General features: G+C 72.7%; 10 protein-coding genes. 1 reads left to right on the top strand and 9 read right to left on the bottom strand.

What is annotated here, in order from left to right; genetic code table 11:
* Position 1 precedes the first annotated feature (1 nt).
* From FF096_RS19530 to FF096_RS19510, 5 genes are all read right to left on the bottom strand, one after another.
* Positions 2 to 2062: a hypothetical protein gene (locus FF096_RS19530; RefSeq protein WP_155220538.1), complete on the bottom strand. Its 2061-nt coding sequence runs from the start codon at positions 2060 to 2062 to the stop codon at positions 2 to 4.
* A gap of 41 nt (positions 2063 to 2103) precedes the next feature.
* Complete coding sequence (locus tag FF096_RS19525) at positions 2104 to 4833, bottom strand: CHAT domain-containing protein (protein WP_230462784.1); 2730 nt, start codon at positions 4831 to 4833, stop codon at positions 2104 to 2106.
* Between the two features lie 98 nt (positions 4834 to 4931).
* Positions 4932 to 6077, bottom strand: a complete 1146-nt coding sequence (locus FF096_RS19520) for a DUF6596 domain-containing protein (protein WP_309223611.1) — start codon at positions 6075 to 6077, stop codon at positions 4932 to 4934.
* A 6-nt stretch (positions 6078 to 6083) separates the two neighbouring features.
* Positions 6084 to 6491, bottom strand: coding sequence for a YciI family protein (locus FF096_RS19515; RefSeq protein ID WP_155220534.1), 408 nt, complete (start codon positions 6489 to 6491; stop codon positions 6084 to 6086).
* Positions 6492 to 6694: 203 nt separating this feature from the next.
* Positions 6695 to 7786 (bottom strand): hypothetical protein, encoded by a 1092-nt coding sequence (locus FF096_RS19510; protein ID WP_155220532.1) that lies wholly within the window; start codon positions 7784 to 7786, stop codon positions 6695 to 6697.
* A gap of 142 nt (positions 7787 to 7928) precedes the next feature.
* Here FF096_RS19510 and FF096_RS19505 point away from each other — a divergent pair, with 142 nt between their 5' ends.
* Positions 7929 to 8342 carry an acyl-CoA thioester hydrolase/BAAT C-terminal domain-containing protein gene (locus FF096_RS19505; RefSeq protein WP_196222586.1) on the top strand — a complete coding sequence of 138 codons (414 nt, stop codon included), beginning with the start codon at positions 7929 to 7931 and terminating at the stop codon, positions 8340 to 8342.
* 38 nt (positions 8343 to 8380) lie between these two features.
* Here FF096_RS19505 and FF096_RS19500 read toward each other — a convergent pair whose 3' ends face one another.
* The 4 genes from FF096_RS19500 to FF096_RS26385 all read right to left on the bottom strand — a co-directional run bounded on the left by FF096_RS19500 (position 8381) and on the right by FF096_RS26385 (position 12958).
* On the bottom strand, positions 8381 to 10474 hold the full coding sequence (locus FF096_RS19500; RefSeq protein ID WP_309223610.1) for a DUF4153 domain-containing protein: 2094 nt from the start codon (positions 10472 to 10474) through the stop codon (positions 8381 to 8383).
* Between the two features lie 77 nt (positions 10475 to 10551).
* Positions 10552 to 11241: a dihydrofolate reductase family protein gene (locus FF096_RS19495; protein WP_155220528.1), complete on the bottom strand. Its 690-nt coding sequence runs from the start codon at positions 11239 to 11241 to the stop codon at positions 10552 to 10554.
* A gap of 101 nt (positions 11242 to 11342) precedes the next feature.
* Positions 11343 to 12593 carry an RNA polymerase sigma factor gene (locus FF096_RS19490; RefSeq protein ID WP_155220526.1) on the bottom strand — a complete coding sequence of 417 codons (1251 nt, stop codon included), beginning with the start codon at positions 12591 to 12593 and terminating at the stop codon, positions 11343 to 11345.
* Complete coding sequence (locus FF096_RS26385; protein WP_196222585.1) at positions 12590 to 12958, bottom strand: YciI family protein; 369 nt, start codon at positions 12956 to 12958, stop codon at positions 12590 to 12592. The genes FF096_RS19490 and FF096_RS26385 overlap by 4 nt, the downstream gene beginning before the upstream one ends.
* Positions 12959 to 13075 lie beyond the last annotated feature (117 nt).

The following is a 13075-nucleotide window of genomic DNA, read 5'->3' as shown; positions in this document are numbered from 1 at the left end:
CTCAGATCCCCCGCAGCACCATCGCGGTCCGGTAGGCCGGGTCGGCGAGGTCCGCGGCGGTGAGTGCGGGGGGCAGCTGGGCGGGGGCGATCCGGGCGGGATCCTGGAGCCGGCGGCCCACGGCCCGGACAGCAGCGGCCGGACGCAGTCCACCCCGGACCAACTCGGTGTGCAGCAGGGTCAGCATCAGGGTGGCCACGGTGCGGGGCACCGGCCGAACCCAGTCCACCACCGCGGTGAACCCGACAGTGAGCAGGGCGTCGGCGAGCAGCCCGGATCCCGCCCCGCCGGGCGGCAGCACGGCCAACCCACCCTCGGACCGGGCGTGACCGCCCCGGACCGCGATCATCGCCGGGGTCAGCTCGGCCGGCCCGGCGAGCGCGAGCGACCCGTCGGTGTCGATGGCGCAGTCCAGGTGCAACATCGACGCGTCGAGGTGGGCGAGGACCTCGTCCGGAGTGCCGGTGCCGTCGGTCCCCGAGCCGTCGCCGCCGAGGACGACCGAGCGCGGGTAGAGGCGACGAAGTCGATCCAACTCGGCCGTGACGCGTCCGCCGCGTGGATCCGCGACGATCACCGGTGCCTCGGTGACCCGCATCGGCACCCGCGTGGCAAGTTCGGCCGCCTGCCGGGCCGTGCCGACGTAGGAGACCACCACCGCGTCGCCGGCCGCCAACGGGTCGGTGCCTACCACCACTACCCGGTCCGGCAGATCACGGCCGGTGGGTACGCGGTCGAAGCAACCGGTCTCGGTGCGCAGCAGCAGCGTGTCGTCCGCTCGCGGCCAGGCCAGGGCGGCGACCCGCACGGCGCGCAGCGCCTCCGCCACCGGGGCGAAGCGGGCGTGCACCGTGTCGCGTACCGCTTCGCCGAGAAGCTCTGCCAACTCCACGGCGATCGGATCGACTCCGGACGGCTCGGCCGGTAGGGCGTCGGCGGCGGCGAGCAGGAGTGCGGTGGCAGATCGGAGGTCGTCGCCGCCGTTCCCCCAGCCGTCGTCGGTGTCGTTCGTACCGCGCAGGTACAACGCCACGGCCAGGGCGACCCGGTCGGCCGCAGTGGCCGCCGCGCCTGCGGCGTGTACGGCCGCGGTGGCCAGCCCCACCAGGTCGTCCACCAGCCCGGGCGGCGTCGGGGTGTCGGGGCGCAGCAGGGCCGCGAGGGCGAGGTACGGGTCGCCGTCGTCGGCGACCCGTTCCCGCAGGGCCCGGCGCAGCGCCGCCGGATCGGGTGCCACCGCCGGTCGTGGGGTGGCGGGGAGGACGGCGTCCTCCGCCGGATCGGGCACGGTCACGACGACGACGGGACGGTCCAACGGGTCGACCGTGGCGGGGGGCGAGAAGTCGAAGAGCGGGGGCATCGAGAACTCGGCGAGGAGACCGCCGGTGCGCTGCTGCATCTGTTGCAGCTTGGTCATGAGTTGGATGATGGGGGTGAGGTCGAACGCGGTCGTCGCGCCCTGGTTGCTGCGGGACAGCAGGTCGCGTACGGCTTCGGCCAGCTCCAGCATGACCTTGCTGACCTCGCGCGTTTCGGCGCCCATCTGGTCGGCGGCGATCACCTGCCGGAAGCAGTCCACCGCCCGTTCGGCCTCGGCCACCCCGTCCGGGTCGGGTGCGGCACCCGACAGCAGTCGTCCGACGCCGTGGCCGTCCAGGCCGCGGACCAACCTGTGCAGGTAGAGCTGGCCGAGGGAGAACCGGGCGATGGTCGTGAGGACCGGCGGCAGCCCCACCGCCGCGACGGCCTCCTCGAGCCGGGCGATGGCCGTCTGCCGGTCGGTGTCCGGGCCACCGTGGACGGTGTGTCGGGTGTTCAGCAGCCAGCCCAGGTGAGCGGCGACCTGAGCGCGTAGCGGATCGACGGCCTCGAAAAGGTCGTACGCCTCGGTCAGGCAGTCGATCGCCTCGGTGAGCGCCGGCAACGCGGTCGCCTGCCCGGGGCCGATCCGCCAGTAGCGGTCGGCCAGGATCTGGGAGAGCTCCGTCAGGGGCCGGAGCCGGGCGGGGCCGGTCGATCGGGTCAGCTGCGCTCGCAGCTGTGCCTCCCTGTCCGTGTTCACGACAGCCTCCTTCTGCTCGCCGCGCGCTGCTGCGCAGCTGATCAGTGTCCAAAGTGGACGAAACCGGCCCAGGCGGCGACGTGCGACAGCTCGTCGTGGGCCAGGTGCCGACGCAGCGGTGCCGGCATGCCGTCCGGGATGGACCGCTCCGGGTCGAGCATCCAGCTCTGCGCCCGCCGCAGCGCCTCCCAGGCGGGCAGCCCCTCGGTGATCAGGTGGTGATGGAACATGTACATCAGGGCCGAGGTGGCCCGGTCGGGGATGGCCCACTGGGTGGAGAGCACCGACCGGACGCCGCCGGCCAGGAATGCGGTGCCCAGGCTGTACGCCTCGTCGTAGCCGTTGATCGCCAGGCCCGTCCGGCAGGCGGCGAGCACTATCAGTCCGATGGCCCGCTCCGGGCAGCGCGCCGTCAGCTCGACCAGTTCGTCAGCGGCGAGCCGCCCGCCGTCGGCCAGCAGGAGGTAGGAGGTGGCCACCGCCGGGTCGGTGTTGATGACGCCGTGACACGCGAGGTGCAGCACCGCGCCGGCCCCAGGGCTGTCGCTGGTCAACCAGGCCCGTACCTCCTCGACACTGCCGGTGCCGGACCGGCTCGGCGAGCCGTCGGCCCGGCGGCCGACGTACCGGCCGCCGGGATAGAACGACCGGTGGATCGCGTACGCCTCAAGCCGGGCGGCCGTGAGGTCAGGTGCCTCACCGCCCGGGTCCGGATCCCCGACCACGAGGCCGACCGGGGTCGGCGCGACCGGGGGAAGGGCAGCCGAGTGGCACAACATCCGGGCCGAGGCGGTCTGTGAGATCGCCACCAGCCGCACCGCGTACGTGCCGTCGGACCGGCGGGCCGCCTGCCACGGGATCCGGGCGAGTTCCCCCATCGGCACCAGCACCAGCCGTGGCAGTCGCCCCGAATCCGCCCGGGGCAGGTTGGGCAGGTAGCGCTGCACCAGGGGGCCGATCGCCGCCCGCCACGCCCAGTCGCACACCGTGTCGAGGCTGCCGGCGAAATCCGCCCCGTCATCGAGTGCGACCAGGTCGCGGTGTGGGTCCGCGAGGACGGTGTCGCGCCGGACCAGGGCCGTCAGGTAGCGCTCCACGTCCACGTCGTCGAGAAGGTGCAGATTGGGCAGCGCCATGTAGGCGGGTGGTCCCTGCACCGGTGCGATGACCGCGTACCCGGGGACCGGCGTCGCCCCCGGCATCAGATAGACCAGCGCGTCCGCGTCGAGGGTGTGCAACGCGGCCCTGATCTCGCCGAGCGTCGGTGCGTCGAGCAGGCTGCCCGCGTTGCTCTGCTCGGTCAGCACCGTCAGCACCTCGCGCCGCAGGCCGATCGGGACCTCCGGGGCTTCGTCGGACCCGGTGACCGCCCGCCACCGGGCCGCCAGTTCGGGGTGGCCCGCCGCCTCCAGGCGGCTGGGGATGTGCCGGTTCTCGGTCGCGGCGTAGAGGGTCAGTCCCCGGCCGGAGTCGAGCGCTCGGATGGCGTTTGCCGGGTCGTGGAACATCAGGCACCGCCGCGCCACGTCGATGGCGTCCTGGACGGCCCGACGCGCGGCGGCGGACGCCGCTTTCAGGTCGGTCTGCAGCAGCACCCGCCAGACATGCTCGCGGAGACCCTCCAGGGCGACGGTGTGCGAATTCTCCGCGCCGACGTGCCGCCGCACCTGGCTGAGCAGCTCGTTGATGACCGACCACAAGGCATGGCCCGGTCCACCCGCCAGTTTCTTCGCCCGTTTCAGCACCTCCTCCGCCTCGACGGTGTCCGCGATGGAGCCGGTCACTTCTCCGCGATGGACCAGTCCCAGAGCCAACCCGACCAGATGTGAGGGGAGCCGCGAGTCATCGGGTGGCGCCACGGTCACCGACATCCGGAGATGTTCGACGGCCTCCTCGACGCGAGCCAGGTCGTCGCGCTCCTCGCCGAGTGCGAGCAGCGCGCCGCCGATTCCCGAGTGGAACATCGCGCGCTCTCCCGGGGCGAGGTCGGGTCGCTGCACCAGGGCGCGCATCGCGGCGAGCTGTTCGGGTGTCACGCGGGTCACCGGACCGTCCTGACCCGCACTCCGGATCGACGCCAGCGGTGCCATCAGCGTGTCGATCTCCATCACGGACGTCCGGATCAGATCTCCGGACGGCAACCGCTGCACCGTCTCGCGGAGCGCCTCAAGGGCGGCTGCCGGGTCGTCGCCGCGGTGGTTGGCCATCATGAGGTCCACCAGCTTGGCGAAGGCGTCGGCGATGGGCGCGGCCGCCGCATCGTCGGCCAGCGCGTCACGCAGCTGGTGAGCCTGCCCGGGCAGCCGGTCCAGAGCGGCCTCGTCGCCGTCATACGTCGCCCGCAGCGCGCCGAGCATCGTCCGCATGGCGTTCCACAGCCGCGCCGCCGGTTCGTCGTCACCCGCCGTAGGCGCTACGGCGAGGAAGGACTCGACCTTGGCGAGGGTGGCGAACGGGTCCGACATCTCGCCCTTCATCCCGGCGTGCAGCAGCGCCGTCACCCGGGCCGCCGCCCGCATCTGCGGCCACTCCGGGGTGTCTGGTGGCGACCCCTCGGCGATCTCCAGCAGGTCGTCGAGCTGGCGCAGTCGGTGAGGTTCCGTCGTCGGATCAGCCCGCACCAGCGCGCCGAGCAGATCGGCCGCGAGGACGCCCCGGACGGGCAGGTCGATCGGTAGGCGGTGCAGGTCCTCGATCGCCGCGTCCAGGTCGCCCCGACCGAACGCCGCCCGGCTGATCGCCACGCATCGCCCGGTGATGTCGGCCGCCATCTCCACCCGAGCCCTCCCGCATACTCCGTCCCCATACCAACCTGACGGACGGGAGCAGCTTCGCGGCCGAACACCTCAAGGGGAGAAAGCCCGAGACGTCAGCGGCTTAGCTGCGCGTTGAGTCGGGCGGCCTGGCGGGTGAGGTGGTCGCGTTCGGGGAGGCTGGGTGCGGATCTGGCGGCCTTGGCGTAGAGCTGGGCCGCAGTCGCCAGGGCACCGTCACGTTCGTGCAGGTGGGCGGCGACCGCGTCGTATCGGGGCAGGGCGGGGTCGAGTCCCGCCAGGGCGGCCAGACCGGCGCGCGCTCCGTCGGCCTCGCCGACCGCCACGGCCCGGTTGAGGCGGGCCACCGGGCTGTCGGTGAGCCGGACCAGCTCGTCGTACCACCCGACGATCTGCACCCAGTCGGTCTCCTCGGCGGTGCGGGCGTCGGCGTGCAGTGCGGCGATGGCGGCCTGCGCCTGGTATTCGCCCAGGCGGTCGCGGGCCAGGGCGCTCTGGAGCAGGTGTACGCCTTCGGCGATGAGGCGGGTGTCCCACCGGCTGCGGTCCTGCTGGGCCAGCGGCACGAGTCGGCCGTCGGCGTCGGTGCGGGCCGCCCGCCGGGCGTGGTGGAGCAGCATGAGCGCGAGCAGCCCCGCCACCTCCTCGTGCCGGATCCTCGCCGCCAGTTGACGGGTGAGCCGGATCGCCTCGGCGGCGAGGTCGACGTCGCCGGAGTAGCCCTCGTTGAAGACCAGGTAGAGCACGCGCAGCACGGTGGCGACGTCACCCGGCTGGTCGAACCGAACCCCGGAGACGGTCCGTTTGGCCCGGCTGATCCGCTGCGCCATGGTCGGCTCCGGCACCAGGTACGCCTGGGCGATCTGCCGGGTGGTCAGGCCGCCCACCGCGCGTAGCGTCAGCGCGACCGCCGAGGCCGAGGTCAGCGACGGATGCGCGCACAGGAAGTACAACGCGAGGGTGTCGTCGACCTCCCCGCCGGGCCCGGGTGCGGGCTCGACCTGCGCCAGCGCCTCGCGCCGACGTCGGGAGGTGTCGGCGCGGGCCGCGTCGAGGAACTTGCGCCAGGCGACGGCCACCAGCCAGCCCTTGGGGTCGCGCGGCGGGTCGGTCGGCCACACCCGTACCGCTTCGACCAACGCGTCCTGCACGGCATCCTCGGCCGTCGCGAAGTCGACTCCGCGACGGACGAGGATGCCGATCACGGCGGGTGTGAGGGTCCGCAGTACGGCCTCTTCCACCGAGGGTCACTCCTCGATGGTCGGCGGCTCGGTGAGGAACGGCCGGACCTCGAGCCACTCGTGCAGCGGCTTCCCGCCGACGCCCGGTGCCGCGGACAGCTCGGCGGCCAACTCCAGCGCCCGGTCGTAGCTGTCGACGTCGATCACCATCCAGCCGGCGATCAGGTCCTTGGTCTCCGCGAACGGGCCGTCGGTGACCGGCGGTCGGCCCTCGCCGTCGTAGCGGACGAACGTTCCCTCCGGGGAGAGTGCCTGGGCGTCGACGAACTCGCCGGTGCCTTGCAGCCGTTCGGCGAAGTCCCGCATGTATTGCACGTGAGCCGAGATCTCCTCGGGCGTCCACTTCTCCATCGGCACGTCGGTCAGCGGGGTCGGGCCGCCACGGTAGTGCTTGAGCAGTAGGTACTTGGCCATCGGTGCTCCTTGTCGGGTACGGCCATTCTGGCCGGGTGTACAGCGGGGACGGAGCACGATCCCGCTTCTCGACATGCCGCCGGAAAAAATCTTGGCGGTTTTCTCGGATGGCCTTTCCGTCCGGCTCCCGTCGGCACCCGCGTCGACCGGGACGGCGCGCGGTTGGTCCCCGCCCAGACATGCTGGGCGGGGACCACGCGTTCTCAGACGCTCGACGAGAAGGTCGAGCTGTACTGGCTGTCCAGCAGGCGGCCGTTGTTGGCGAAGCAGGTGACCGGCAGCACCGCAGTGGTGGCGACCTGCGCCCACAGTTCCTGGATGGTGCAGTACGAGGGGCTGTCCCCGATCGCGGTCACGTGCGCGGTGGTGTGCCTCTCGTGCAGCAGCGGGAACCTGACGACGGAGGTGCCGGGGCCGGTGGGAGCGTAGCCGTTGGGTCCGATGCCGAGCGGGTACGAGTAGTTCGTCGGGCCGGCGAACGGTGGGGTGGCGAGGTATCCGAAGTACCTCGGCGGGCCGAACGAGGCGTAGACCGAGCGCTCCCGGTGGAACGACACGGTGAAGTCGCTGTCCATCGGCGCGCCGCTGAACGGATCGTGGCAGGCGACGTAGACCAACACCTCCGGGCCGGACGCGCCCCAGCGGAGGATCTTGCATCGGCGCGGTTCTGCGTTCGGCTGCTGGGCGGTCACCTGCACGTTCCCGGAGAGTATGCCGGACGGTTCGCCGACACCCGAGAAGCGCACGGCGTAGATGCCCACCCCGACGTGGGAGGCGCTGACGGGCGCTCCGGCCGAGTTGTACGCCTGGGCGAGGAGGTTGGACGTCACCTGCGCTGAGGCGTACGCGCCGACGCCCGCCGGCAGGACACCGGAACTGAACGTCCACAACACGGTGAACGGGGTGTCGGCCGGTCTGCCGCCGGGCCGGAAGCACTGCACGTCGACGATCTGGTCGGGACCCGAGCCATACCAGCGTACGAGTTCGCAGAAGCGGCCGTCCCGCGCCACGGCGGTGACGTGCGCGTTGCCTCGGCCCCCCAGGCCGATGTTCGGGAAGCGCACCTGGAACCGGCCGAGTGCCACCTTGCCGCCGGTGGCCGTCAGCCCCGGTGTCCAGCTTCCGTACTGGTAGGCGGCGGGCAGTGGTGTCCAGGGCAGCGCGGTCGGATCGTCGACGTACGCGAACCCGAAGCGGTCGGCGGTTGCGGCTGTGGCCGGGGTGACCGGACTCAACAGCGCCGCGGCCAGGATGGCGGCCACGGCGGCGCAGAGATGGCGCAGGCGGAGAGGCATCGTCGACTCCAATCGGCATGAATCGATGCGTGCTGCCACTCTGCCGGGTAATGACCAAGGTCACAGTCGGATTGCCTACAGTCCGGGGTTAATCGATTACTCGTGGTCCGGGGATGGTGGGGCGGCGCGGCTGCGCCTGGATGTGGCACCGGCCGTCGCGCTCGCAGACCAGCCGGTCCGTACGGCGGGCGAGGTCTCCTTCACCGAGCTGACGCCGACCGCCGACGGCGTACGCGGGATGCTCGTGCTCCCGCCGCCGGAGGTGCCTCGACGGAGCGGGGTGCTGTGGGTCGGCGGCTCGGAGGGCGGCGTCGGCGGGCTGTACGACGCGCCTACCTTCGCCGCCGAACTGCTGCTGGCCCTCGGTGGTCCGCCGCACCGTGCGCTGTTCTACCCGGATGCCGGGCACGGCGTCGGCACCTTTCCGTATCTGCCCTCGAAGACGGTGCACCAGGGACGCACCGGCGAGCAGACACACGGCGGCACCCGGGCGGGCGACGCCGCCGCCCGCCGGGACGGGTGGTCCGAGGTGCTCACCTTCCTCGCCGCGCGCTGACCGCTGGCCGCCGACCCGGGCGGGCCGGCCTTCAGCGGTCAGCGCGGGGTGCGGGTTTTCGGCAGGTCGAACTGGTCGGCGCGGCGGCAGTCGCGCTGATTGCCGATCGCGTCGGGCCCCAGCCGGTCGAGCACCTCTCGGGCCCGCTGGCGCCCCAGGTTCCAGGCGTGCCACGGGTCCGGCTCCGCCAGATCGTCGGCGATCCAGCTGAGCGTGCAGCGGCGAACCGGGTCGGGCAGCGTGGACAGGGCGGGGGTGGCGTCCGCGGACAGCGCCCGCAGATACCACGCGTCGATCCGGCCGGTCTGCTCGTACCGGGCGATGTTGCGGCGGGCCGCGTAGTCCTCCGGGTTCAGCGCCGCCAGGCTCAACAGCATCACCACCGCGAGGGCGGCGGTCAGACGCGGTATCCACCCGCCGCGCCAGCGTACGCCGGCCACCAGGACCATCAGGAACACGGCGCCGAGCAGCAGCTCGAACGCCATCACGAAGATCCGCTCGCCGGTGAAGCTGTAGACCTTCTGGTAGGTGTACATCCGCGACAGGGCCGAGATGACGATGACCACGCTCAGCGCGCTGAGCAGGCCCAGCAGGATCCTCAACAGCAGCCGGTCCAGCGGCCGGTCCCGGCGCGCCCACCTGGTGACGCCGCCGAGCACCGCCAGGGCCAGCACGGTCACCACGACCAGTTGCCAGAACCCGCTGCGGGCGTACTCGGCGTAGCTGAGTCCGGTGGTGTCCAGCACGTGCCGTTGACCGCCGAAGAGCACGGTGAACTGCACGGCGACGAAGCCGCCGAACAGCGTGGTCAGGGTGGCGATCGGCGGAGCCCACTCGATCAGCCCGATACTGCGGGAGGTCTCCCGGTCCACCGAGGACAGGTTCGGCGGTGCGGCGAGCGTGTAGACGGCGGCCACGGCGATCAGGGCACCGACGGCGGCCAGGAACAGCCACCGGAACACCCCGCTCACGCTGATCTCCGGGATGAGGGCGCCGAGCACCCGGGAGAAGGCGGCGTCGGCGGAGGAGAGCAGCGCCCCGAACACGATCAGGAACGCCACGGTGACGACGACCGACCCGACGACCCGCCGGGTGGCCCCGGAGTCGTCGGAGACCCGGACGTGTGCGCGTACCCACGGCACGCCGCGAACCGCCGCGATCGGGGCGGCGACCAGGCTGAACAGGATCGACCGGATGCGCCGCCCACCGATGATCGCCAATGCCGTACAGGCCAGCGCGCCCAACACGCAGAACGTGACCAGCCACCAGGCGTTGCGGAAGCCGAGGACCGCCAGCAGCGCCAGGGCGGCGACGGCCCAACCGGTCCGCAGCCACCGCTCGGGCTGCGGCAGCTCGGCGATGTGGTGTCGTACCGCGACCGCGACGCCGACGGTGAGGACGAGGTAGCCGAGGAGCCAGCCGAGGCCGGTCCGGCCCAACGGGACGAACGTGGCCACGCCGAGCGCACCCGCCACGACGGCCAGCGGGGTGGTCAGCCGCCGGGCCGGTGGCGGTCCCGGCCACACCCGGTCGAAGAACGACGGCTGCGGCGGCACCGGCCGGAACGAGTACGGACCGGACGGTTGGTAGCCGAACGCCGCCGCTGGTGGAACCCGTGGCCCGGCCGGAGCCGCCGGAGCCGCCGGAGCCGCCGGAGCCGCCGGAGCCGCCCGGTCACCCGTCGCCGGTGCGTCCGCCGGGGCTGGGCCGTCTGCCGTCGCCGGGTCGGCGACTGTCGCGGCGGGCGGTGACGGCGGCTGGCCGTCGTCGGCCGTCTCCTCGACCGGGCGTACGACCTGGGTGGTGGGCCCGGTGGCGGCGAGCGCCGCCGGCCGCGCTGCCGTGCGCTGCGCCGGTGCTGCGGGGCTGGCCGGGTTCGCGCCCTCCGGCACCAGGGGCAGAAAGATGGCGTAGCCCTGGGTGCCGGGTGGCACGGTGACCGGAATCGCCCAGGCGGGCTGGTCGGTCGGTCCCGGCCAGACGATGGGGGTCAGCCCGTCGGTGGCTGGCATGACCAGGAGACGGGGTGCCGTCGCGGCCGACGGCGCGGTGCTCTCGCCCCCGGCCGCGACAGGACGTTCGCCTGGTCCCCCGGTGCCGGGGGAGCCGTCGACGGGTGGCGGCTCGGTCACCGCGCCCTCCTAGGTTCGGTATGTCTGCGTCACTCTAGGACCGGTGACGCGGCCACGGTGCCCCCGCCGTATCCGTCCTACGGGGTGTCGCCACCCCTGCCCCGGTCGTCGAGGACCAGCGGGGCCCGACCGCGCACCGTGTACCGGACGTGGGTGACGTGCGGGCGGGGCACCACCCGGTCGGGGGTGAGCTCGATCGCCTCGAAGTCGTCGAGACCCAGGTCGTCGAAGACACGGAGCCCGGCGCCGAGGATGACCGGCGCGATGTGCAGGTCCAACTCGTCGAGCATCCCCGCCCGCAGCACCTGCCGGACCAGACTGCCGCCGCCGGCCACCGCGACGTTGCGGTCACCGGCCGCGGCGCGGGCCTGCTCCATCGCGCTGGCCAGCCCGTCGGTGACGTAGGTGAAGCTGGTGCCGCCCTTACGGTGCAGCGTCGGGCGCGGCCGGTGCGTGACCACGAAGACCGGAGCACGGAACGGTGGCTCGTCGCCCCACGGCACCTCACCGCCGTCGGCCATCCGGCGACCCATCACGTACGCGCCGGCCGAGGCGAACGACTCGGCGATGATCTCGGAGCTGGCGTCGTGTCGGCCGCCGACGAATCCCTGCCGCTCGCGCCACGCCATCGCTTCGGTGGCCCACCGGGTCACCCGGTAGAACCCGTGGCTCTCCGCCGACCGCACCCAGTCGCCGTTGCCGTCGTGCCGTGGCCCGGCGTAGTAGCCGTCGAGCGACACCGACAGTTGGGCGGTCACCTTCGTCATATCCGTTCCTCCCGGATCTGGCGGCGCCCACCGTGGGCGCCGACCCACAGGTGGATCGGTGCCGGGTCGACCGCTTCTACCGGTCCGGCAGGTGACCTGGGTCACACGGGAGCGGATCCTGACTCGCTCAAGGCGGCGGCCCGACGCAGCAGGTACCGCCGCTCGGGTTCGCTGCCGGCGTGCTGCGCCGCCGCCCGCCACTCCGTCGCGGCGGCCCGGTCGTCGGCGAGTTCCAGCAGGTGGGCGCGGACGGCGTGCAGCCGGTGGTGCCCGGCCAGCAGCCCCGACTCCACCTCGGACAGCAGGGCCAGCCCGGCGGCGGGTCCGTGGACCATGCCCACCGCCACCGCCCGGTTCAGCGTGACCACCGGGTTGGGGGCGAGGCGTTCCAGCAGCTCGTACAGGGCGAGCACCTGGGGCCAGTCGGTGTCCTCGGTGGTCGGTGCCTCGGCGTGCACCGCGGCGATGGCGGCCTGGATCCGGTACGGCCCCGGTGGCGAGGCGGTCAGGCTCTGCTCGACCAGCGCGCGACCCTCGTCGATCAGCGTTCGGTCCCACCGGTCGCGGTCCTGCTCGGCCAGGGGCACCAGGTCACCGTTCGGGCCGACCCGGGCCGCCGCCCGGGCCTCGGTGAGCAGCATCAACGCGAGCAGACCGGCCGTCTCCCCGTCGCCGGGAACTCGCTCGTGCAGTCGGCGGGTCAGCCGCAGCGCCTGCCCGGTCAGTTCGGCGCGCCGCAACCGGGGGCCGCTGCTGGCGCTGTATCCCTCGTTGAACATCAGGTACAGCACCTGGCGTACGACGGCCAGCCGCGTCGCGAACTGTGCTTCCGCCGGTGGCTCGAACCGGGCACCCGCCTGCCGGAGTCGCACCTTGGCGCGGGAGATCCGCTGGCCCATGGTCCGCTCCGACACCAGGAAGGCGGCGGCGACCTCGGCGGTGGTGAGCCCACCCACCGCGCGCAGGGTCAGCGCCAACTGTGCCGGCGCGGACAACGCCGGATGGCAGCAGAGCAGGAACAACTCCAGCAGGTCGTCGCGGGGGGCCGTGACGTCGGGCGGTGGGGTGACCAGCGCGTCGCGCGGCGTGAGTTCCAGTGCCGTGCGCTCGCGGCGGGTACGGGCGGCCTCGGCGCGGACCAGGTCGACGTACCGGCGGGCGGCCACGGTGTGCAGCCAGCCCCCGGGTTGTTCGGGTACGCCGTCGACCGGCCACCTCTCCACGGCCGCGACCAGCGCCTCCTGCACGGCGTCCTCGGCCCGGCCGAAGTCGCCGTACCGGCGGGCGAGCGTGGCCAGCACCTGCGGCGCGAGTCGGCGCAGCAGGTCGGTGGTGGCCGCGTCGAGGTTCAGCGGTCCGCTCCGTCGCCGGTCATCAGCGGCCAGATCTCGATCCCGCCGCCGACGGCCCCGAACCGGATGCCCGGATACGCGCGGGCGATCTCCAACGCGCGCTGCTCGTCGTCGACGTCGACCACGAAGTACGAGCCCACGTACTCCTTGGCCTCCAGGTAGGGCCCGTCCGTGACGACCGGGGTGTCGGCGACGATCCGCACCGAGCGGGGCCGCGACACCAGGCCCTGGACGTCGACCAGCTCACCGGAGGCGCGCAGCGTCTCGTTGAAGGCGTCGACCTGACCGATCAGGGCGGTCAGCTCGTCGTCCGGGAGGCTGTTCCAGATCTCCTCGTTGCCGTAGATCAACATCAGGTACTTCACGCACGCCTCCATAAAGGTCAATATGTCTGGAAATGGACAAGACGGCAGGGTCTTCCCTGACGCACTGTTGTAGCAGGTAGAGAGGCTGCGGATGGCGGGCCACATCCGATCCTCCGG

The organism is Micromonospora sp. CP22 (genome assembly GCF_009712475.1).
Taxonomy (GTDB): domain Bacteria; phylum Actinomycetota; class Actinomycetes; order Mycobacteriales; family Micromonosporaceae; genus Micromonospora.
Note: the sequence above shows the minus strand (reverse complement) of the source record. Positions and strands in the feature narration are given on the sequence as shown.